General features: G+C 44.1%; 18 protein-coding genes and 1 tRNA gene. 14 read left to right on the forward strand and 5 right to left on the reverse strand.

The window, feature by feature from the left end; translation table 11 throughout:
- Positions 1-2 precede the first annotated feature (2 nt).
- From AAG747_RS15420 to AAG747_RS15460, 9 genes are read left to right on the forward strand one after another with little or no spacing between them, the layout of a single operon-like run.
- Positions 3-188, forward strand: coding sequence for a hypothetical protein (locus AAG747_RS15420; RefSeq protein WP_346822089.1), 186 nt, complete (start codon positions 3-5; stop codon positions 186-188).
- Positions 188-760 (forward strand): head-tail connector protein, encoded by a 573-nt coding sequence (locus AAG747_RS15425; RefSeq protein WP_346822090.1) that lies wholly within the window; start codon positions 188-190, stop codon positions 758-760. Before AAG747_RS15420 ends, AAG747_RS15425 begins: the two co-directional genes overlap by 1 nt.
- Positions 760-1119, forward strand: coding sequence for a phage head closure protein (locus AAG747_RS15430; RefSeq protein ID WP_346822091.1), 360 nt, complete (start codon positions 760-762; stop codon positions 1117-1119). The genes AAG747_RS15425 and AAG747_RS15430 overlap by 1 nt, the downstream gene beginning before the upstream one ends.
- Entirely contained in the window at positions 1109-1600 is a 492-nt protein-coding gene (locus tag AAG747_RS15435) for an HK97-gp10 family putative phage morphogenesis protein (RefSeq protein ID WP_346822092.1), read from the forward strand. The genes AAG747_RS15430 and AAG747_RS15435 overlap by 11 nt, the downstream gene beginning before the upstream one ends.
- Positions 1597-1980 (forward strand): tail completion protein gp17, encoded by a 384-nt coding sequence (gp17, locus tag AAG747_RS15440; RefSeq protein WP_346822093.1) that lies wholly within the window; start codon positions 1597-1599, stop codon positions 1978-1980. Before AAG747_RS15435 ends, gp17 begins: the two co-directional genes overlap by 4 nt.
- Before the next feature lie 14 nt (positions 1981-1994).
- A complete protein-coding gene (locus tag AAG747_RS15445; RefSeq protein ID WP_346822094.1) occupies positions 1995-2429 on the forward strand; it encodes a phage tail tube protein in 435 nt (144 codons plus the stop codon).
- Between the two features lie 11 nt (positions 2430-2440).
- Positions 2441-2782, forward strand: a complete 342-nt coding sequence (locus tag AAG747_RS15450) for a hypothetical protein (protein ID WP_346822095.1) — start codon at positions 2441-2443, stop codon at positions 2780-2782.
- 47 nt (positions 2783-2829) lie between these two features.
- Complete coding sequence (locus AAG747_RS15455; RefSeq protein WP_346822096.1) at positions 2830-3105, forward strand: hypothetical protein; 276 nt, start codon at positions 2830-2832, stop codon at positions 3103-3105.
- Between the two features lies 1 nt (position 3106).
- Positions 3107-5920, forward strand: a complete 2814-nt coding sequence (locus AAG747_RS15460) for a phage tail tape measure protein (protein ID WP_346822097.1) — start codon at positions 3107-3109, stop codon at positions 5918-5920.
- 52 nt (positions 5921-5972) lie between these two features.
- Here AAG747_RS15460 and AAG747_RS15465 read toward each other — a convergent pair whose 3' ends face one another.
- On the reverse strand, positions 5973-6794 hold the full coding sequence (locus AAG747_RS15465; protein ID WP_346822098.1) for a phage antirepressor KilAC domain-containing protein: 822 nt from the start codon (positions 6792-6794) through the stop codon (positions 5973-5975).
- Positions 6755-7003, reverse strand: a complete 249-nt coding sequence (locus AAG747_RS15470; RefSeq protein ID WP_346822099.1) for a hypothetical protein — start codon at positions 7001-7003, stop codon at positions 6755-6757. Before AAG747_RS15470 ends, AAG747_RS15465 begins: the two co-directional genes overlap by 40 nt.
- Before the next feature lie 83 nt (positions 7004-7086).
- Here AAG747_RS15470 and AAG747_RS15475 point away from each other — a divergent pair, with 83 nt between their 5' ends.
- Genes AAG747_RS15475 through AAG747_RS15490 form a run of 4 tightly spaced genes read left to right on the forward strand, consistent with a single transcriptional unit; the run spans position 7087 to position 14146 of the window.
- A complete protein-coding gene (locus AAG747_RS15475; RefSeq protein WP_346822100.1) occupies positions 7087-9909 on the forward strand; it encodes a hypothetical protein in 2823 nt (940 codons plus the stop codon).
- Entirely contained in the window at positions 9899-11443 is a 1545-nt protein-coding gene (locus tag AAG747_RS15480) for a hypothetical protein (protein ID WP_346822101.1), read from the forward strand. The genes AAG747_RS15475 and AAG747_RS15480 overlap by 11 nt, the downstream gene beginning before the upstream one ends.
- A gap of 7 nt (positions 11444-11450) precedes the next feature.
- The gene (locus AAG747_RS15485) at positions 11451-12038 is read left to right on the forward strand and encodes a hypothetical protein (protein ID WP_346822102.1); all 588 of its coding nucleotides are present in this window, start codon (positions 11451-11453) and stop codon (positions 12036-12038) included.
- 5 nt (positions 12039-12043) lie between these two features.
- Positions 12044-14146, forward strand: coding sequence for a hypothetical protein (locus tag AAG747_RS15490; protein WP_346822103.1), 2103 nt, complete (start codon positions 12044-12046; stop codon positions 14144-14146).
- Positions 14147-14180: 34 nt separating this feature from the next.
- On the opposite strand, the gene AAG747_RS15495 is transcribed toward AAG747_RS15490, so the two are convergent.
- Both AAG747_RS15495 and AAG747_RS15500 read right to left on the reverse strand, forming a co-directional pair.
- Positions 14181-15326 (reverse strand): tyrosine-type recombinase/integrase, encoded by a 1146-nt coding sequence (locus tag AAG747_RS15495; RefSeq protein WP_346822104.1) that lies wholly within the window; start codon positions 15324-15326, stop codon positions 14181-14183.
- Positions 15327-15648: 322 nt separating this feature from the next.
- Positions 15649-15720, reverse strand: a tRNA-Arg gene (locus tag AAG747_RS15500).
- A 253-nt stretch (positions 15721-15973) separates the two neighbouring features.
- On the opposite strand from AAG747_RS15500, the gene AAG747_RS15505 reads away from it, so the two are divergent.
- The gene (locus tag AAG747_RS15505) at positions 15974-18181 is read left to right on the forward strand and encodes a hypothetical protein (protein ID WP_346822105.1); all 2208 of its coding nucleotides are present in this window, start codon (positions 15974-15976) and stop codon (positions 18179-18181) included.
- 55 nt (positions 18182-18236) lie between these two features.
- On the opposite strand, the gene AAG747_RS15510 is transcribed toward AAG747_RS15505, so the two are convergent.
- Positions 18237-18950 (reverse strand): tRNA threonylcarbamoyladenosine dehydratase, encoded by a 714-nt coding sequence (locus AAG747_RS15510; protein ID WP_346822106.1) that lies wholly within the window; start codon positions 18948-18950, stop codon positions 18237-18239.
- Positions 18951-18995 lie beyond the last annotated feature (45 nt).

Consider the following 18995-nt stretch of genomic DNA (forward strand, 5'->3'; position numbering starts at 1 on the left):
ATATGATTGTAAAATTCTTAAAAGAAACCGCACATGTGGACGGCCCTTTTGCAAAAGGCGCTGTGGCGGATGTGTCTTTTGCCAACGGGCAAACCTGGATTGAAACCCGTCACGCTGCAAAAGCATCCCAAGAGGATTTGGAAAAATTTCAAGAGGAAGGTAAAAGCGCAAGAGCAAGTAAAAAGTAATGTACCCCAAAGCAGTAGTCATCGGCAGCGGACCCGGAAGCGAACCGCTTAGTTTGGAAGAGGCCAAGGCACAACTCCGTATAGAGGACATCTTTACGGTAGAAGATGCCTTGATCGGCTCTTTGATCACCACGGGCAGACAGCAGGTAGAAAACTACTGTGAAATCAGCTTGATCGAAACCACCTGGAAAGCGTATTACGATACCTTTCCGGAGGTGATCGAGCTGCCCAAGGGGAAGGTATTGAGTCTTGTGGAAATCAAGTATTTCGATGAAGACAATCAAGAAACCATCTTACCAGCTTCAGCCATCGACCAGGATCTGAACAGCCGCCCGGCTTTGCTCCGGGCGGTAGATTCCTGGCCTGCCACCTATGAACGCATGAACGCGGTAGAGGTAACCTTTACGGCAGGATTCGGAGCGAATGCCAGCGATATACCGGAGGCCATCAAGCAAGCCATTAAGCTGTTTGTTGGCGCGGGCTATGCCCACCGGGAAGACAAACGGGCGGCTAACTTGTTGCCCCGTGCCAGTGAATTGCTAATCATGCCCTACCGTCAAATGCGCTTTTGATGCAAGCCGGAAAACTCGATAGAAGAATCACCCTGGAACGCTTTACGGTGACCCAGGACGACTACGGTCAGGAAATCAAAACCTGGGAAGTGCTGGCCAGTGTATGGGCGGCGGTGAATGCTGAGAGTAGACAAACAAAAGGCAACGAACGCTTTGAAGCCCATCAACAAGTGGCCGTATCGGAACACATCTTTCAAATCCGGTATTTGCCCGGGCTTACTTCCACTACCGATGAAAAAATGAGGATTGTATACCGCAATGCCTTGTACAACATCCTCGATGTAAAGGAGATCGGAAGGCGGGAAGGATTGGAAATCATTACAGAGAAAAAAGATTCGGGTTTTTGGGATGGGAGTTAAGCTAAAAAACTGGGAACAAGCCAAGCGGATGCTCAAAGACATGGACAACCGCATGACAAAAAAAGTGATTGAAGGGACGATGCGTAAAGCGGCCAAGCCGTTGGTGCGTTCGGCAAAGTCCAAAGCCCCCAAAGGGGATACGGGAAATTTGCGAAAGTCCATCGGGACCTTTGTGAGCAAAAGCAGCGAGCGAAAGAAAAACCTAAAAGCCGGGATTTGGGCAGGACCCCGCACCCGGGGAAGCCACAAAGGGTTTCACGCTCATTTGATTGAATTTGGAACGAAGAAGCGGAAGCCCACAAAAGGGGAATACCTGGTTTTTGAAGTGGACGGAGTATTGGTATTTGCCAAAGAGGTAGCTCCGGTAAAGCCCCAACCATTCATGCAGCCCGCTTACCAGGAGTCCAAAGGACAAATGGAACAAGTCATGTTCAAGGAGTTTGGAAACGAATTTCAAAAAGTAGCCAAGAAGTACAAATGATCGGAGATGCCGTCAGAGAATTACTGGTAAATGATGCCACCCTCTCCGGGATCATCGGAAAGCGTATGTTTCCCCAAATGATTCCACAGGGTACCGGTATGCCGGTGATTGCTTATTCCATCGCCAACACCCAACCCAAAAGCTGTAAAGTAAACGGGGAATACCTGGACGAGGTGGATATTTCTTTATTGATCTTTTCCAAAAACTATGGTGAAACCGAGCAAATAGGGCAACGGGTCCGGAAAGTAATAGACGATTACAGCGGCACGGTAAAGGGCAAAGAATTATCCATCTCCTATAATGGAGAAAAAGACAATGCCAGTGAGCAAGCAAAGCTCTACGGTAAGTCACAGAGCTATAAAGTATTTTATAAACACTAAACTTTCAACCAGCTATGCCAACCACAGGAAAAATTATTGGGAAGAATATAAAGCTGTTCATCGATGATGATCCGTTAGGGGCCGGAAATGAACAGGAAGTAGGCTGTGCCACCGATTCCACCCTGAACCTGGAAACCGCCATGGTGGAAGCAACCTGTAAGCAAGACGGTGACTTCTACGATGCCGTACCGGGTAAGAAGTCCGGAACCATGGATATTGAGGGACTGATCATTTACAACAATCCTATCAACTGGACCCAGTACCTGGACATTTGGAAGAATAGCAAACGCCTGAAAGTCCGGTACGGTACAGACCAAACCGGGGATACGGAATTTATTTGTGATGCATACCTCACAAGTTATTCGGCCACTGCTCCTGTAGAGGAAGTCGCTACTTACTCCGCATCCCTACAGTTAGTCGGAAAGCCGACCATTGCTGCAAAAGCTTAAATCAGTGAAACATGAAAACTATTGAATTAGGAGGTGAAGAAAGAGCAGTTGCATTCGATATGAATGCGATGGCCTTCTTTGAAGAAGCCACAGACCAAGGAGTACTTGATTACTTGAGTACCATAAGCAAAAATACGGGAAGGCTCGGACCCTTCAGGCACTTGGTTTATGCAATGTTAAAAGCCGGTGCCTTTGTCGCCAAAAAGGAGTTTGACTATTCCTTGGAGGAAGTATCCAGTTGGTATTCTTTGAATGATATGGAAAGGATCATGACGGTAGTTCATGCAAACTCTCCTCAAGAAAACGGCAAAAAAAAACCGGCTCAGAGGAGGGTAGCACCAAAGGCTACTTAAGATACGATGATTTTGAAAGTATAGCCCTTGGGGAGTTGGGTGTTTCATTGAAGGATTTCAAACACTGGACTCCCCGTAATTTTTTCAATGCTCTCGAAGGATACAGACGGAAGGAGCAGCGAAAGCAGGAAAACGAATGGCAACAAACCCGTTTGATGATCACCTACATGGTCAACATCCACCGGGATACCAAGAAAAAAATAAGCCCTTATCAACCGGAAGACATCCTGACCCTTCCCGGTGACCAAGAAGCCATCCACTCACGGCAACAAAAAGTAAAAGCCTTATACGAACGATTAAAAAAAGAAGGAAAAGTAAAGTAATATGCCTGCGCAAGGACTTATCAATATGTCTGTTCTCCTGGGAATGGACATTACCCAGTTTGAAAAGAACATAAGCAAAGCCCAACGCCAGTTGAGCCAGTTCGGAAGTAATATGCAGAAGATAGGCCAGGGGCTTACCCTAGGAGTGACGGCGCCTTTGGCTGCTTTTGCGGCTTCTACCCTCAAAGCGGCCGGGGATTTTGAAGCCGGAATGAACCGGGTAGCGGCCATCTCCCAGGCTACCGGAGAAGACTTGCAGAGGCTAAGGGATGAAGCCAAACTCTTGGGTTCCACTACTCAGTTTTCGGCTTCGGAAGCCTCTGCTGCTTTTGAAACCCTGGCCCGCAACGGGAAAAACGCAGGCGATATTTTAGAGGGAGGGCTGGGACAGGCTACCCTGAACCTGGCGGCAGCCGTTGGGGGAGAGTTGGCCCCGGCTGCCGACCTTTTGACCGATGTATTGAAACAGTTCGAGGACGAATCGCTTAGTGCCAGCGATGCGGTGAACCTGGTGGCAGGAGCTACCAACAAATCGAAGTTTGGCTTTCAAGACTATAGCGAAGCCATTGCCCAGGTAGGAGGGGTAGCCGGGGGCGTGGGGGTAGAGTTCCTGGATTTGAATGCGGCATTAGCGGCTACTTCCGTAGCTTTTAAATCCGGTTCGGATGCGGGTACTTCCCTAAAAACTTTCCTGCAACGGATCGGAGCACCTACCAAACAAGCCAAAAACCTGATGAAAGAGCTTGGCCTTGAATTCTTTGATACGGCTACGGGAAAAATGAAACCCATGGGAGAAATTGCCGGGCAACTGGAAAAGGCATTTTCAGGCCTCACCGAAGAGCAACGATTGAATAATGCCAGTATCCTTTTTGGAGCAGATGCTATGCGTACCGGTATCCAACTGGCCCGTACAGGGAAGGACGCTTTCAACGACTTGGCTTCGGAAATTGAAAAGGTAAGTGCCCAGGAGCTGGCCGAGACCCGTATGAAAGGCTTTGCCGGGGCGGTCAAAGAGTTTCAGTCCGCCTGGGAAGGGTTGCAAATCGCCATCGCAGACAGTGGCCTGTTGGACTTTGCCACCAAGGTAGTAAAGAAGTTTGCAGAAGTAGTGCGCCAACTCAGCCAGGCTAACCCCTCAATCTTAAAGTTAGGAACCATTCTGGGAGGGGTTGCCGCAGCCATTGGGCCTATTGTGTTGGCCATAGGTGCCTTTGCCAGTAGCCTTTCTTCCGTGATTGGTCTTGCCTCAGGAATAGGCGGATTGGGAGCGGCCTTTGCGGCCCTCACCGGTCCTGTAGGAATTGCCGTAGCGGCAGTTGCCGGAGCCGTGGCTTTGATCATTGCCAATTGGGATAAAATTAAAGCCTACTTTACGACGGGATCAGGTTCCAAGACTTTTGAAGCTCTGAAAGAGCGAATTAAAACGGCATTTGAAAACATTAAAACCATCATCTCTTTCTTTTCAAAAGTATGGGACAAGTTTGGAAATGACATCGTTGATATTTTTGTACAGAAATTCGCACGGTTGGGGGAAATAGCAGGGATCGTATTCGGTAGGCTGTTGGACGTTTTCAACATCTTTTCCAATCTGTTTACAGGTAATTGGAAAGGTATGTGGATATCTATCAAAAGCTTTTTTCTCAGTACTTTTAAAATTATACCCATCACCTTGGCGGGGATTGTAAAAGATGTCGTCATGATGGCAGAATCACTGGTAAACAACCTTTCCGGTAAGATTCCTGGGTTAAAATCAATTTTTGGAGAGGGGTTCAGCTTTGAAGGTATCATTGAGACCATCGATTCTGTAAAGGATAAGTCTATACAATTTATCGATGATTTGATAGGCAAGGGGGAAAAAGGAAAACAATCCAATGAAGAATTAGCGAAAAGCTTTGAAGATGTAGCAAAGGCCATTGACAAGGTAGATGAGAAGGTAAAAGACGAGGATAAAAAGGAGGACGACAAAACGAAGGACGATAACAAGACGATTCCCCTCGCTCCCAAGTATAAAAGCTACAATACAGACCGAGTTAAAAGAAATTCCTTACAAACCTTACAAACCAATGTACCGCAACTGCCAGGTCTTAACCTAGGTAAACAAGAAACTGACGGAGGCTTGGGGCAAGAGCTTGGCGCTTTGGCCGGGCAATTTGACCTGATCAATACCAAGGCTCAACTATTAGGGGAAAGCTATAATGCCACGGCAGAGAAGCAATCCTTGATGCAGCAAGGTATCCGGAACCTGATTGATAACGGACTGATCCAAACGCAAGAGCAGTTTGCCGCCGTAACGGAACAGATCGGGGAAATGGCCGGGAAAATGGAGGAAGTCAATCCGGTATGGCAAAAGTTTGGCGAGAGTATGGCAGCCAGTGTGGGCAATGCAGTACAAGCCGTAGCCAGTGGAGCACAAAGCATTAAAGAATCCATCCGGGGCATTATCAAAGCCTTTATTGCCGAAGGAGTGGCGGCAGTGATCAGTAATACCTTCAAGTCTCTGGGAATAGCCGGTCCTTTTGCGATACCCATTGCAGCTGCAGCGGGAGCAGCGGCTACCGCTTTGTTTGAAAAAGCCATTCCTGCATTTGCCGGGGGTGGGGATCACCTGGGAGGTCTCCGGCTGGTAGGAGAAAACGGCCCGGAGCTGGAAGTCACCGGCCCCAGCCGGATCTACAATGCCCGCAAAACACAGGATATCCTCAGCAATATGGGCGGCTCACAAGATGTAAAAGTATCGGGCGAGTTCCGGATTCAAGGGCAAGACCTGGTCGTCACCTTGGACAAAGCCAACCGGTTTAATGATTTTACGAGTTAAAAAAAAACTCCCGATCAACTACCGGGAGGTTTTTGTTTTAACATACCACTTTTCATATAAAACCAATCTTCTTGGTAGTACCCACTACTGAAAACAACTTACCCAAAAACTCCAAACCCTTTTGGGTGACCAGCACTTTCAGCACTACAAAGCCCTCCCGGGTATTGGGCTGGATAAACTTCTCTTTTAACAGAAAGTAGCCTCGTTGGATATACTCTTGCTTGGGTTCGTTTTTGGTCTTGAATAAGATACCCCGCTCGCGTAATTTCTTGAACATGGTATTGCGGCCAAAGGGCAAACCCAACACCTTGGCAGCCTGGCCTATATCAATCAACCTATCCGAATCCAATACCTTTTCCATCAGCTCGGCTTTGGGACGGAGTTGTTGTACTTTTTTCTCTGCAGCCAGTTTGGCGTTTCTTTCCTCCTTTAACTTCTGTAAAGTAGAAATGAGTATATCCGGATTGTCTAACAGACTCTCGATAGTTTGGGGAGTGGCCGTCATCCCGTGTTTAAGCAATTCTTTGATCCGGTCATTGCACCAGATGGCAAAGCCGGGAGAAAGCCAACGGGCAAATTCCAAGGCCACATCTTCGTGTAACCAGGTGCCTGGATTCTTACCTCCATTCATACGCTTTACAAGAGTATTAGGGTCACTGTGAGATTTTCTCACAGTGCTTAAAGTAGTAATATACTCCATTGTTGATGGTAATCTTAACCAATCAATAGGTCTCTTTCCAAAAGGCTTTGCCATCTGGGTAGCGTTAATCATGATTCCGTTCTCAGTCTGAAAAGTGATGTTGTCACCCTCATACTGGAATACTTGTAAGGCATTCATCCGGTCACCTCCTTTTCGACTTGATAGGCGGAACATTGGTTCAGCATTTTCCGCAAGGCCGTATAGGTGTTGAATACCCGGTCCTTAAAATCCGGACTTGGCCTGTCAAAATGCAAAAAGAAAGCAATAAATAATTCGTGTAAGTCTTCCCGCATCTGGTTGGGATCTTCTATAGAAATCAAATCATTGATGATTTCCTCTGCGCTAAGGTCGGGATGTCTGGATAGTGTCTGTGTGGTTTTCATAGTTATCGAAGTGAAGTGTGTAATTAAATATAATATTGAATATATTCATAAAAATGAATAAAAAATAGGAAAATATCTTATTTTTGAATAAAATATTGAATATTACTCTTTGCGATATGACAGACCCCAAAGACCCGCCCGGCAAACCAGAGATACCTGACCCGCCTCCCTTGGTCCGGTTCAATATTTACGGAGATCATTATTTTTACTTCAACATTCGCGGAGTAGGTCCGGAGTATGTCACAGTGATGTGGGAACCTAATTTCGGGTTTATTCAGGTGAATGTGCATTTTAACAAACCCCTTTACCCGAATGAACCGGGAGATGCCATTGCCACTACCGGACCGCCTATCCCTACGGATCAGATGTGGCCCAACCAAGAGGAGCCCTTGCCTTATCAATTTTGCGATGGCAATAACCTTGTGTACTTCAATGCCCGCCAGGAATTTCCCTATGCGATTAAAAGAGAGGAATTTGAAAGCCCAACCTGTACCGGAATTGTCTGTGATGCCGCCATACAACAACCCATTGAGGTAAGTAAAGAAAGCTTACCGGGTGCTGCAGACGGCACGGCTACCATTACAGCCACATCCTCCCATGGACCGATAGTATACAGTTTGGATAATGGTAACACTTGGCAGAGTTCCAATGTATTTACAGGCCTTTCGGAAGGAGAGTATACGGTAAAGGTGAAGGATGATGAGAACTGTCAGGATTCGGCAAGCTTTCGTATAGAATTGGCCCGTACCTATAGCGAAAAGTGGAAGGCAGAATTTACCGACCGGCACGGCTATTCGTATAAGGTAAGCATTTTGGAAAACTATTATTCGGGCGGTGTCAATGAACTTAAATTAACCAATGCCTCACATACCTTTAAAAAGCAAGGGGATGATAAATACACACCTATCAAAGCTTGCGCCCTGGCGGTGAACGTACTGTCTGAAACCCACTTTGAATTTCTGGAAATCTTTGAGGGAGGAGATTTTACCCGGAAAGTAGACTTGATCAAAAAAGAGGCCTACAAAGTATTTGATGAAACAGTGGGGGTTAGTTTTGATGCAGGTACCCGAACCGCGAATTTAGAAAAGACCATTGGCGATATAAAGACCGGGGATAAAGTAAGCTTCGGCAGTGGGGTGAATGTGGGTACCTATACGGTTGCCAGTGTGTCAACTGACCGGAAGCAGGTGACCTTTATAGAGGGAGTTACCAATGAAGCCGTTACCAGTTACACGGTTAATGTGTACGGCGATGTCTTGTTATACACGGGGTATGTAGTCCCGGCCGTGTATTCGGAAGCCTATGCCAATCCTCCGTACCATGCCAGCATCCAAAGCACAGACGGCTTGGCACAGTTGAAAAAACTGGATTTTCTGAACGTGGACGGTAGCCAGGTAAAGGGAGATAAACCCTTATTGGAGGTGTTGAAGATTTGCTTTGACAAAATGCCGGACTCTCAGGATATGTATATAGAGGAGGCAATCAATGTTTATGAAAAAAACCAGGACGAAAACGGAAGTGTCTTACAACAAACCTATGTGAATACGGAAGCCTACCAAGGAATGAACTGCTACGAAGTGTTGGAAAAGGTGGCGGCTTCATTCGGCTGCAGGTTGTTTCAGTGGAATGGAAGTTGGCACTTTTTAAATATCAAAAAGATGTCCGGCTCCTATACGGTTCATAAATACAAACTGGATGGCTCCGATCATTTCACCTTCACAAGAAACCCGGGAAGGGCTTTTACCGGGACTCTTTCAGAGCCTGTCAAACGTATATTATTGGTACAAAACACGCCTGTATTGGAAATGCGGGAGGCCTTTAAAAGTATCAAAGTTGTACAGGATTTAAAAACCAGTGATAGCCTGATATTGGACGGGGACTTTACTGATGCCGCTTGGGAGAATGATTCGCAACTCAACAACTGGATCTCCAATACGGAAATCCAAAAACGAGGCCTGCCGGATGAAGATGAAAAGCGGGCCGTAGGAATTCAAAACTTTGTGGAGGATTTGAATGCGGCCGGTTCTATCAAAAGCCGTCCTTTACGTTTGAATACCAACCCTTCGGCCAAGAATAGCCGGATTGTTGTAAAGTTCAAATTCAAATTAATCACTTACAGTTTTCCCCGGGACGGGGTGAACGTAAGCGTGCCCTATGAAATAAAATATGGAAATTATTATGCCGGGGCAAACGGGTATTTCAGAGAGGTACGGGAGGTATTGACCATTGAAACCAACAATTTTGACAGCTTCACTACCGTAGAGAAAACCTTTTTACTCCTCCCGGCCCAAGATGAAACCATACAGTTAATTTTCTACCAACCCATTACCAGTGATTACACTATTCGGGAATTGCAAATAGCCGAAGCCAGTTTGCATTTTTTTCCCAACGCCTTGAAAGCGTATAAAACGCAATCCTATTTTCTGAAAAATGAAGGCTACCCGAGTGAGTATGTGCCCGGGGATATTGAGGTATTGCACGGGGATGCTCCGGACCATCCCGGGAAAAAGACTTTGTATAAAAGTGCCTTGTTGCTTCCGGATGGCAACAATACCAACTTATGGTTCCGAAGAGGTGTATCAGAAGCTCAAAAGCTACTGGATATCCTGGCTGACAATATGATTTCGGAGCATTTCCGGAGTTGGCAGTTGCTGAACGGGGAGGTTGAAAGTTCCCTCTTGCAACTTTTCGACTACCTGGAAGATGTGGTCTTTAACCCCGGTAGGCAGTTCATTATCAATCATTGGCAATACGACCTGGTGCAGGACATCATGCGTGTGGAGCTAGTGGAAAGTGTGGACGGCAGCCCCTTTGGGGAAGGAGGGAACTTCCGCCTGTTGGAAGATGGGAAAGTACGACTTTTAGAATTCAATGGAGCTAAACTATTAGAAGAAAATGGCAGTTAACGGCAAGCCCATATCAGCGCTAAATGAAAAAGTGAACTTAGCCCTGGATGACTTTACGGAAATCCTGGATGCTTCCGAAGCGAACCTTTCGAACAAGAACAAAAAGGTAAGTGAACAAACCCGGTTGAAGCTGTTCAAAGAACAGCTTCAGAAACAAAAAGAAATCCTCTCCGGAGAATTTGATACTAAAGACGCTTTGCGTGGTTTTGCTTCTCCTACTGACAAGCAAAAGTATTATGTAAAGGAGGAGGATGCTTTTTTTGAATACGATGCTTCCGATACAGCCAGTACGGATGACGGGTTTATCGTGTTGAAAACAACTGTGTCGGAGAAGGAGTATAGATATATCCGGCAACTTAGTTTGAATCAAATTTACACTTTTGCTACGGTGCAGGAAGCAGTCAGTAAACTGAAGAAAGCCCCAGATGGATTAAAAGCAAAAACGATTGACTTTAGTAATACAGTAGAAGGAGGAGGCTGGTATTATCAAGTAAAAGACAGTGCTCATTCCCCAGACGGTACGAGAATTATCACCATAGTAGGGGATAAACATTTGGAGGCGGTTAATTATTTGGTAGACACTGCTGCTAACCTGTCTACTAACAACCCTTATATCTTCCCTGGGGCAAGCGTATTTGAATCCGATACCGGAAAGGGTAAAACCAATAAGACGGATGCTGCTCAGCGTTTCAATGACCTTCTTTATTCCATCAACTTCATAAATGAATCAGGTACAGCTTGGATACTTGGCTTGGAGAATAAGAGTCTGGATTTTAACAATGATTCAGACCCGGATAAAGCGAGCAAAGGCACTTTAACTGCCTATATAAAAAGAGACCGGTTTGATTTTAAAACAGAGCATAACGCACAATTCGCCAGATTATGGGTGAATAAGCCTACTAATATTGTGAACCCTACAGTACTACTTTCTGCAAACGATGGGATACATGGGTTGTCATCACTTATTATTTATGGTGACCGGGGAACAAGAATTGCAAAAGATTCTGCTTTTGAAATGCTCTTCTATCGAGATGGGATAGAGTTTTGGGACAAGCGGGATGTAAAAGAGGGTGCTGGATACCGAGGATTTGGCGAAACGAGTAAGACGAATCCGGCCGGAGTGAATTTTGATGATTTGGCTTGGTATGCTTGGGTTCCCCGCAAGTTTGTAGAGGACCTCGCCAAGGGGCTGACGGTACCGGTAACGGATGCGGCAAGCATAACGGTTAATTGCCAAAAACACAACCGGATTATGGCAGAATACAGTACTACCAAAACTGCACAAACGATCACCTTTCAGAATGTGTCGGCAAAAAGCAATATTGACATACGCATTACCAAAACCAATGCGGCAGACCTGGTGCTTACACTTGCAGGCGCGGGCTTGACGCATTTTGGATACGATGATCTTTCACTGAACAGTACGCCTGAAATCTTACTCAGTGGACCTGCCGGCAGCGCTTTCCGGATCAACGGGCAGGTAAACACAACAGGCAATAAAATCGATTGGAGTGTAGGAAACCTTTTAAACTAAATTAAATATGAGTCTATTGGATAAAGCAACTTTGGCAAGGGATCAGGATTTCAATATTAGAGTCCGTGTAGCGGCTTACCGTGCCGCTACGCAGATTGTAGGAGAAGCGCATAGTTTCTTCTCCAAAAGCTATTTTGAAAAACGTCAAACCACTGCCTTAAAAGTATTGAGTGAGGACCGTGCAACCCTGGTCGCACTGGTTTGGTCCGTATCTGCTCAGGAAGGAATTTCCAACCAGTCTACCGATACGGAAATTGAAACGGCCATATCGGCCGCTATTAACGATATTGCCGGAGTATCTAATTTGGAATTAGCTTTCCCGGCTCAGCCTCTCAATTCTGAGCAAAAAGCCTATTTGAAAAAGGATGAAAGCTTTACGGAATTTGTAAAGCAAATCCTTATCAAAATGGCAATGAAGAATCTTAATGATAACAATCCGGAAGTAGCCACATTGGCCAAAAACATTCTCAACCAGCCGGATATCTATATAGAGAAAGCGGTAAATCTCACCCTCGGAGGCTGGAATAATGCAGGCTATCCAACGGCTAATGACGTGGAGTATATACTCAATGAAAACGCTTCAGTCTTCTTATAAATAAAATGATCCAACACCATCATACAATACTAGCAAAACGGCTTGCTACTCCTGTGCTAAATGTAAACCCCGGAGCACCTCAAGAGATTGAAATCACTTGGGGAGATGTGGCGAACAATCAAGGCTATGAAATCTACCGGAGTTCCAGCGCTGGAAGTGGCTATACATTAATACATACTACAGCGTATGGAGCAGTAAGTTATACGGATAGTAACCTTTCGGATGACACTGTCTATTACTATAAGATACGGGCAATTGGTCGCTCCGGAAAGGTTTCCAGCTTTTCCGAAGAGGCAAGCGCCAAAACGCTCACCTATTTTACCCTGCATGCGACTACGGAAGAAGTTAATGAAAATATTCAAATGGATATTACCAAGGCAGGGGCAACGGCTTGGGTAGATTATGGTGATGGTGTAGTAGAGAATACAAATTCAATAAATCATAATTTCTTAATTGCGGGGGAGTATGCTGTAAAAATATACGGGGAACAACTGTCTGTATTTTCTGTTTTTAAAGACATTTCAGGAAGATGGAGTTACAATATTTCGGCTCTGCAAAATTTGTCTGGTCTTATTAGTTTTATAACACATGATAAGATTCTTTCTTCGCTTACAGGGGATATTTCTGTTTTGCCTGATTCGTTAATTTCCTTCTTGGCAAGAGGCGTAAATGATACGATTATGGGAGATATTGCCAATTTACCTCCGAATGTCATTGTTTTGAGCATTTGGGGTGAGAACACGCTTACGGGAGACATTGCCAGTATCCCGTCTAGTGCTACTAATGTGTCTATATTAGGTAATAATACAATTACGGGAGATATAGCCAATATCGGATTAAATATCTTCAGATTAAGTGTAGGTGGGGCAAACACCCTTTCAGGAGATATTGCAAGCATTCCGACAAATGTAACCAACCTGGATATTTACGGATTCAACACAATTACTGGGAATATCGCTAATCTTCATAGTGGTATGACTTATTTTACAATCCAGGGTAGTAATACGATTACCGGAAATTTAAATACTCTGAATACTCCGAACTTAGTTGTAATCTCAGTGACCGGTATCAACACTATTACCGGAGATTTATTAGACTTCCCTGCGAGTCTTATTTACATTGTTATACAAGGAAATAGTACGATTACAGGGAATGTGTCTAATATACCCGCCTTGTGTCATACTTTTCAGATTCATGGTAACACCCCCTTAATGGGAGATGTCGCTAGCATTCCTGATAGTGTAAGGTTCTTTTATGTGCAGGGTACCAATACCTTGAGTGGGGATATAAGTACCTTGAATCCCGAACTAAAAACCTTCTATGTGACAGGTAATACAACCGTTTCAGGCAATATCAAAGACTTGCCGATCAGTATTAATTCATTCGTATGCCATGGCGCGAATACGATTACAGGGAGCTTTGCTGACATTACACAAACCCCTACTTATATAGATATAAGAGGTTCAAATACACTTAGCGGAACGGTGGCAGACCTTCCGGGCTCTCTTGTAACCTTTATCATAGGTGGAAATGCCTTCTTGACCGGAAGTATTGACGATTTGCACGAAGGGCTTGTGCATATCAATGTGTTTGCGGCACCTTCCAATCTTACAGGAAGTATCAACAATCTTCCTAACTCACTTGAGCAATTGCTTGTCAGTATTGATAACGATATATCCGGAGATATTCAATATTTAAAGGAAGGATTAGAACTCATTAGAGTATACGGGCAAAATACTATTACCGGAATTTTGGCGAATTTGCCAAGCACACTAAGTTTTATGGATATATACGGTCAAAATACTATTACCGGGGACATGAGCGATTTGCAAGCGGTAATGCAATCCTTTGAGTTGAAAGGGACTAATCAGGCAATAAATTATTCGGGGGGATTACAAATGGCAGAGGTGGACCGCTTTACCTTCTTGCCAGATGGATTTGGCTTGGATGCTCCTAAAGTAGATGAACTATTGAATGACTTAGCATTAAAGACCTGGACAGGCTTAAAAGTATTGCATCTTGGAGGTGACAATGCACCCCGGACTTCGGCTTCTGATGCCGCTGTGGCCACTCTTACAGCCATGGGGGTAACGGTGACTACGAATTGATTATGTTAGCCCGGAACCCTTCCGGGCTTTTTACTTAACTGGATTTTTTTACCACTTTCAAATTGGGAGATAGTTGTATTTCTTGTACGGTGGCCTGTGCCTCGTCAATACTGGTCTGTTCGTATTTTAATAAGGTGGTCAAATCACTGTGCCCGGTGAACTTTTGGATTTTCGTAAATGGAACACCTTTGTTGATCAGGATGGAAACAAAGGTTCTACGGGCCATATGAGCACTCATAAATTCCCATTTTTTCCCTTTGATGGTGACGGTTTCACCTGTATCCGTTTGCCTGGTGATTTTTACCGTTGTATCAAATTTGCACATTTTTCCTACATCTTTAATAGACCGGTTTAACACTTGAAGGGCGAGCTTGGGCAAGTGCCCATTGTATTTTTGCAGAATGGTATATGCCGGTGCAAAGAATCCCTCAAACTCTATCCGGATTCGTTTTTTCTCTTTCCTTACCTTGAGGGCTTCAAATTCCCAAACTCTGTTTTTTATATCGTCCGGGTCGAAGTTGTTAATATCCGATATCCGTTGCCCGGTGCGGAACATAAACAAGAATAAATCCCTTGCTTTATCCAACATGGGTTTGTTTGTGAGGTCTATATTTTCCAATCGTACCATTTCGTCTTCAGTGAGTACGACAATTTCATTTTTTGAAGTGTAAGAAGCTTTGAATTTCATAAACTTCTCATTGGTATGAATCCCTCGGTCATATGCCCATCTTGTGATGGTTTTGAGGTGTTTCAAATGCTTTGACAGGGAGTCTTTTAAAAGGCCTTTATCAGTCTTCCGGTTGGCATTGGTGTTTTTTAAGCTTTTGAGGTAGGATTGAAATTTATCCAGGAAATTAAAATCAATTTCATCAAACAAATAACGGTGCCTTGAGTATTTTTCGAAATAGGAGAGATACTTGAAAGTATTGCGGTATTGTCGTATTGTGCTTTCGGTTACCTGTTCTTTTTTGTATTCCAGAAAGGGTTCAAAATAGTCGCTTAGGTATTGGTCATCATGAACGGCTTTTCCTTTGATAGCCGATTCCACAATATATTGAATTTGTGATTCTTTGATGGGTTCGTTTTTAGCAAGTAACTTGGAGCAGGCATTTCCAATGGCCAACCGGATATTGTGCAGGCGGGTGTTGATATCAAAGGCTTCTTCGCCATTTCCTTTCACAAGTCCTTTGCGAGTATCCCATTTTTTTTGAGAGATCTTTATAAGGGTACTTTTGCGAATGCGAATATTAATATGCTTTACACATCTACATTGATAGAGGAGAGGCCATTGCGGTCAATGTACTTCCGCAGGTAAAAGTCGATATTCATAGAAGGAGTGAATTAGGGGTGAATAATTTTTGTGACAATATTGTGACAGATTGTGTCAACATTTTTATCTATCACTAAATAATTTACGGAAGGGAATTTAACAAAAAACCTCCAAAACAGTACATTTTGGAGGTTTTTTGTTTGAGTAGGGTCGCCTGTAAAAAGGAGCTGAGTGGCCTCGCTAGGAATCGAACCTAGATCTAGAGTTTAGGAAACTCCTATTCTATCCATTGAACTACGAGGCCTCTTGTCTTCGCAGCTGCGAAAATACGACTTTACGCTTATTTTTCAAAATTATTCCCCTATAGAATGCTTGTTTTCAGTACCTCAATGGGGCTCTTTCCTCAAGACTTCTGCCATTTTGTGCATTGATCCCTTGTAGATTAATTATATTTTTGTGTAAAAGTTGACCGGGTAGTGAAGTATATCATACCTTCGGCCTTAGGTTCTCCTGGGGCCTGACTAAATTTACCTAAACAAGTCATTGTATTCAATTTTATGAAAGGGTTAATTGGGATAATTCTTGGTCTCACTTGCTTGTGCAGCATTCAACAGGCAAGGGCACAGAAATATAAGGATTTGGCCGCATTGGTCGTAGAGAAGCGATTGCCCGAAAGGCAATTGTTAGATACGATGTTGTGGTTTGTCAGCACCCATCAACCGGCTCCTGCATCCGCCTATTTGCAAATCGGGCACTTGTATCATCAATATGCGCAAAAGCAGGAATATCTCACCCACTATACAAAGGTCCGGTCCTTGCTGGACAGTGCTCATCAGTTCTATGAATTGGGGCAACAATGGCTTGAGGAGAGCGGTGTGAAAAAACACAGTCATTACCTCTTAGCCTTATGGGACTCTCTGCCTCCTGCAAGCCGGGAACTGAGCCTGGTAAAGATGAATGAATTGCTCACTCAAAAAAGGGCGAATTTAGAAATTTACGCCTTACAAATTGCGGAGGTGTATGCACCTTATGCCCGTGGGCTCGAACATTACGCTGAGGCATTGAGGCGCTACAACCAACTTCACAAACGCTTCCCCAAACAGGAAGATATATGCCTTCTAAGCCGGGTAAGGTATAAGCAACTTACTGAGCGGCTTCAACAACATATTGCGCACTACGTTAGTGACTTTGACGCTTTTTTAAAAGTCAGAAATAAATATTCCAAGGAGTATTACCAGCAAACCTATCATTTACTCCCTCTGGAAAAATATATGCCTCTGGAAGTGAAAATGCCTGATTTTACCCAATACAAAGTGAACCTATGGGATTTGAAAGGGTGGATGAGCCACTTGGAAACGGTTCGTGCAAAGGAGGTTCCGGTATTGAGAGATTCTGTACTAAGTATAGAGATATCGTTAAATTATCGCTTAAGTGCGGTAGAAATCGATTCTGTCTTGGAGTTGGGTGCTTATGAAATTCCTGCTTATACCTTGGAGATGTTGGAGAAATACGATCCGGAATCGGTGTTACTGGATCTCTTTACCTATAAACATGCTAAAACGGAACTGTTGCAAGATTTTGTAAAAGAGTATGGTTTTTTTCAATACAAACATGCTCCGGATTCTACCTTGCACTATTATTATTTATTGGGTAAAGGTGTACAAGAAGCGGATTATTTATTGCAGAAAGTGGCCAATAATTTTGATTCGTTGGATTTTCTGCGTCACGAAAACTTGTTTGTACATTTATACAATGCCCAAGGGAATTTGCAAACGTTTCTGACTAAAGAGCGAAAGTATTTGGCGACTTGCCAGCGGTATTGTGAAATCCGGATTAAGGATCAACTTGCTTTTCAGAATATAGAGCGTAAATACCGGGCTAAATTTGCAACCTATGAAAATGCCAGATTGCCTTTGTTCGAACAACCTCTCAATGCAGTGGCTGAGCCCAATGCATTTGTGACCACCAAAGTAACCAAGGATACTGCTAACAATCTGTACATTACCGGTTTTCAGAATACCCAACATAAACAGGCCTTTATCGCAAAAGTAAATGAGCGGAAAGTGTTATGGCTTTTGAATTTACCTGAGCGGCAGTCCGAACAATGGGGAGTTTCGATCAATGTCACAAATCATAAGGTTTTTGCGGTGATCCAGGTATATCCAATAAAAAAGGATGGGGTTTCTACACAAGTATTGTATCAAGTAGATGCCAACGGTAAGGTTAAACGTAAAACGCAACTACCGGAGGAAATAACCCCATCGCATATTTTACAAAACTTCCGTGACTCCTCTTTGGTCTATACGGCTTCTTTACCGGCTCAGAATAGAAGGGGTGCAGGAGTTTATGTAGAAAATATTGGCCCGAATGGGAAATTACTATGGAAAAAGGAATTGTCCGGAAAAGGAGATGTAAAAGCTTTTTTTGAATGGCAAGATAAGTATTGTTTAGTGGGGAATTACCCGAAAAGCTCCTCCGGAAAGGAAACCCAGGTACAAGGGGCTTATCACTCAAATGAGGAATCCGGGGTGTATTTGACCGTATTAAACCTGGATGGTAACCTCCATAAGGAATTGTATATCTCCGAGCCGAAAAGCCATTTTGTAGTGAAAGTGATTCTCTTGTCAGATCAATTGCTGCTCATCGGTTTTGAGGGACAAAATCATTTGAATAATTTAGAACATCTGCCCGTGAAATATTGGGTAATTGATCAGGATTTGCAATTGCTTAGTCTGGATCAGGACCAAGGCGAAGCTTGGCGATAATTCCGGTTGATAAAACACCATTCCGGTCTTTTATCAACCGGAATGGTGTTTGGATTTATGCTGAAAGTTCTTCGATTACTGTAGCGGCGGCATGTAAACCAAATAAGGCCGGCATATAGGAAATCGTCCCATAAAAAGACTTCTTGAAATTATTCCCATCAGTAAGCTTTAAAGAGTCTCTTTTTAACGCCTGGGCACAAAATATGGCTTTCACTCCCTTGTTGATTTTGTCTTTTCTCAGGCGTTTGCGAATGGTCCGGGCCAAGTTGCAATGATAGGTTTGTGAAATATCGGTGACTTTCACTTGAGAAGGATCGGTTTTCCCTCCGGCTCCCATACTGCTAATCACCTTGACATTTTTTCGCACACAAGCCGTAATCAGGTTGATTTTAGGTGACACACTATCAATACAATCTAATACATAGTCCATCTCTTCTTGTACCACTTCCCAGGTTCGTTCCGGGTCCAGAAACTCTTCCAGCACTTCCAGTTGTATTGCAGGATTGATATCCCGGATGCGGGCTTCCATCAGTTGGGCTTTGCTTTGTGCTACGGTGCTATGCAAGGCCGGCAACTGCCGGTTGATATTGGTAGGGTCGATCACATCACCATCTACTATGGTGAGTTTTCCGACTCCCGCCCTGGCCAAGAACTCTGCGGCAAAGCTGCCAACTCCTCCCAAACCTACTACCAGTACGTGTTTCTCCTGAAGACTATTGATTGCCTCTGGGCCTATGAGCAACTCAGTCCTCTCCAGCCAATTCGTCATTGTAATATTTACTATAGTTTGAAATTAAAAATCAGGAATTTTTAT

It is taken from the genome of Rapidithrix thailandica, from assembly GCF_039710355.1.
Lineage (GTDB): Bacteria > Bacteroidota > Bacteroidia > Cytophagales > Flammeovirgaceae > Rapidithrix > Rapidithrix thailandica.